We start from the raw sequence: 3,248 nt of genomic DNA, 5'->3' as shown, positions 1-3,248 counted from the left end.
CCCGCGCGTGGCCGCCGATCTCACCGCCGCCTACACGCGGCGCACGCCCGCGCCGCTGGACCCCGCGTTCCTGCTGCTCACGCCGGTCATGGCCGCGGCGTCGCCGGCGTCGTCCCCGGAGCACATGCCCGAGGACGCCGTGGTGTGCCGCTGCAACGGCGTGACCAAGGGCGACATCGCGGGCGCGTGCCCGCCCGGTGCGCACTCGGTCGAGGACGTGGTGCGCGAGACCCGCGCCACGACGGGCTGCGGCTCGTGCAAGGACGCCGTCTGCGGCCTGGTGGACTGGCTCCGCGCGTCGGAGGAGGCGGTCCCGGAACCGGCGTAGCCGGGCGCCGCGCAGACGTGCGCTTCTACCCAGCCATTGGGCCCGAAAACAGGCCAGTTCCGGGCCGAATGACTGGGTAGAGGCGCACCTTCATGCCGGCGGGCGGGTCCACGCCAGCGTGTAGCGGAAGAACAGCCGACGGCGGGGGCGCGCTCCAGGGAGCACCTCGCGGGCGACCCGGGAGATCTCCGTGAACGTCTCGGCGGGGTCGCGCACCGGCATCACGGGTTCGCTGCTCGCTCGGCTGCCGCTGTCGTCCACAGGGGCTCGGACCGGCTGTGGATGCTTGATCAGCCCCACCAGCGGGTTCAGCAGTGACGACGGGAGGTCCCAGGCCAGGTCGGCCAGGGTGTCCGCCCGGGCGAGGCCCACGACGAGCAGCCGTCCGCCGGGCGCGAGCAGGCCGGCCGCGTGCCGGAGCGCGGGCTCCAGCGGCAGGTGGTGCAGCACCGCGACCATGGTGATCGTGTCGAACTCGCCGTCGACCTCCTCGAACCGGGCGTGGCGCACGGCCACCGAGGAGGCACCTGAGAACCGCCCGGCGGCGACGGCGGCCATGGCGGCGTCGGCGTCTACGCCCAGTACCTCGTCGAACCGCCCCCGCAGCCGGCTCAGCAGCAGCCCCTTGCCGCAGCCGACGTCGAGCGCCCGTCGCCGTCGGGCCGGTAGCCGGCGCAGGATCCAGCCGTGGAAGTGGTCGTTGTGGCTCCACGGGTGCCGGTCGTTGATGCGGCGGAGCGCACGGCCGCCAGCGCGGACCAACGGGTTGGGCACGGTCCGGAGGTCCATGCGGCCCTACGGTAGCGGTGCGAAACGTGGAGCCAATCGTTCCGTTAATCCAAGTTTCTCCGAAACTTGGATTAGCGTAGGGCTCATGCTCCAAGTTCCCGCGTTCCGGCATGAGGACGAGTACTGGGTCGCCGAGCCCGATGGCCTGACCAGTCGTGCGCGGATGGCCGAGGCCTCCGGGGCATACCGGTCTGCAGTGCCGCCGCTCATCGAAGACTGGGCGCCTGTGCTTGCTGCAGACATCGCGGCTGACACGGAAGAAGCGGCTGCTGCCCTGGGTAGGTTCGACGCATACGCCCGCGCGGTGCTCGGGGAGACGAGCCCGTCGCTCGGGCCGATGAGTTCCATCCTGCTCCGGACGGAGTCCACGTCGTCGTCTCAGATCGAGAACCTGACCGTGGGGGCGCGACAGCTGGCCCTGGCGGAGCTCGATCAGTCGACGTCGGACAATGCGCGGACCGTGGTCGCAAACGTCCACGCGATGGAAGCGGCGCTCGACCTTGCTGACCACCTCGACACGGCCGCAGTTCTGGAGATGCACCGGGCACTGTTGTCGGGCCAGCGAGGGTGGGAGCATCATGCTGGTCAGTGGCGCGATCAGTTGGTGTGGATCGGCACAAGCTCCGTGAGCCCGCGTGGTGCGTCCCATGTCGCGCCGCAGGCAGGGCTCGTGCCTGGCGCCATGGAAGACCTGATGAGGTTTGTGCGCCGAGACGACCTTCCTGTCGTGGTGCAGGCTGCGGTCGCCCACGCACACTTCGAGAACATCCACCCGTTCTCCGACGGGAACGGCAGGACGGGGCGCGCGCTCGTGCACGCGATGTTCCGTGCAAAGCGCCTCGTGACGTGCACGACGGCTCCGGTCTCGGCGGGATTGCTGAAGGACACCGACGGCTACTTCGCAGCGCTGTCTGCCTACCGGGACGGAGACGCCCGGCCGATCGTCGAGCAGTTCTCCGGAGCTGCTCGGTTCGCGGCGGCCGCGGGCGCTCGTCTGATCGATGACCTCGCCGCACAGATCGAGGTGTCCCGGGACAAGATGTCCGGGCTCCGTTCACAAGCATCGGCGTGGAAGGTACTTCCGCATCTGCTCTCCCATCCTGTTCTCAACGCGAACTACTTGTCCGCTCAGCTCGGCATGGGGGCCCAGAGTGCGCAGAACGCGCTCGGCCAACTGGTCGACGCCGGTGTCCTGGAAGAACGAACAGGGCTTCGTCGCAACCGCGTCTGGCAACATCCGGGGATACTCGGCGTGCTGGACCACTTTGCCCAGAGCCTGATCCGCGCGTAGGCCCCCGCTCACCGGCCTGCCCCACGCCCTGTGAGGAAGATGTTCGGCTCGGGTAACCGCGGACGCACCGGCGCGAAAAACCCGCGACCTACGGTCAAGACATGGTCAATTCCGGCAATCCTCAGCACCTTGTGGTGATCGGCGGTGGCATGGTCGCGCAGCGGCTCGTCGAGGCGCTGCGCGCCCGGGACGACGCCGGCCGCTACCGCGTGACCGTGTTCGCGGAAGAGCCCCGCGCCCCCTACGACCGCGTGGGGCTGACCCGCTGGTTCGAGGAGGGTCCCGAGGGCATCGCCCTGGGCGACCCGGCCCTCTGGGCCGACCCGCTCGTCACCCTGCACACCGACCGCAAGATCGAGTCGATCGACCGCGCGGCGAAGACCGTCACGGACCGCCTCGGCAAGGTGCACCCCTACGACGAGCTCGTGCTCGCCACCGGCTCCAGCGCCGCGATGCCGCCGATCCCCGGGAACGACCTCCCGGGCGTCTTCGTCTACCGCACCATCGACGACGTCGCGGCACTGCGCGGCTGGGTCGAGGAGAAGCGCCGGAGCTACCCCGAGGGCAAGCCGGTGCGCGGCGCCGTCATCGGCGGCGGCCTGCTCGGCCTGGAGGCCGCCGGGGCCCTGACCGCGCTGGACGCCCAGGCCACCGTCATCGAGTTCGGCACCCACCTGATGGGTGTGCAGGTCGACCTCGGCGGCGGCCAGGCGCTGAAGCGCCTGATCAACGGCAAGGGCATCGGCGTCCGCGCCGAGACCGCGACCAGCCAGATGAAGCCGCACCGCCGCACCGGCCACGTGGGCCGGCTCGACTTCGCGGACGGCGGGCGGCTCGACG

At 70.6% G+C, this 3,248-nt stretch carries 4 protein-coding genes; 3 read left to right on the top strand and 1 reads right to left on the bottom strand.

The genetic code is table 11. The annotated features are described in order from the left end of the window. A partial coding sequence (locus PROKR_RS01140; protein ID WP_211239987.1) for a (2Fe-2S)-binding protein occupies positions 1 to 328 on the top strand: 328 nt, incomplete at its 5' end. Positions 329 to 418: 90 nt separating this feature from the next. On the opposite strand, the gene PROKR_RS01135 is transcribed toward PROKR_RS01140, so the two are convergent. Continuing rightward, positions 419 to 1,117 carry a class I SAM-dependent methyltransferase gene (locus tag PROKR_RS01135; protein WP_051432571.1) on the bottom strand — a complete coding sequence of 233 codons (699 nt, stop codon included), beginning with the start codon at positions 1,115 to 1,117 and terminating at the stop codon, positions 419 to 421. 85 nt (positions 1,118 to 1,202) lie between these two features. Here PROKR_RS01135 and PROKR_RS01130 point away from each other — a divergent pair, with 85 nt between their 5' ends. Both PROKR_RS01130 and PROKR_RS01125 read left to right on the top strand, forming a co-directional pair. Continuing rightward, positions 1,203 to 2,408, top strand: a complete 1,206-nt coding sequence (locus tag PROKR_RS01130) for a Fic family protein (RefSeq protein ID WP_036958972.1) — start codon at positions 1,203 to 1,205, stop codon at positions 2,406 to 2,408. Between the two features lie 101 nt (positions 2,409 to 2,509). Then, positions 2,510 to 3,248: NAD(P)/FAD-dependent oxidoreductase (locus tag PROKR_RS01125; RefSeq protein WP_169736280.1), on the top strand; the 739-nt coding region annotated here is incomplete at its 3' end.

This window comes from Promicromonospora kroppenstedtii DSM 19349, assembly GCF_000515355.1.
GTDB lineage: Bacteria > Actinomycetota > Actinomycetes > Actinomycetales > Cellulomonadaceae > Promicromonospora > Promicromonospora kroppenstedtii.
Note: the sequence above shows the minus strand (reverse complement) of the source record. Positions and strands in the feature narration are given on the sequence as shown.

Bases quoted from the DNA above. Each gene is read 5' to 3' on its own strand.
- PROKR_RS01135 (WP_051432571.1), bottom strand. From the start codon at position 1,117: ATGGACCTCCGGACCGTGCCCAACCCGTTGGTCCGCGCTGGCGGCCGT.
- PROKR_RS01130 (WP_036958972.1), top strand. From the start codon at position 1,203: ATGCTCCAAGTTCCCGCGTTCCGGCATGAGGACGAGTACTGGGTCGCC.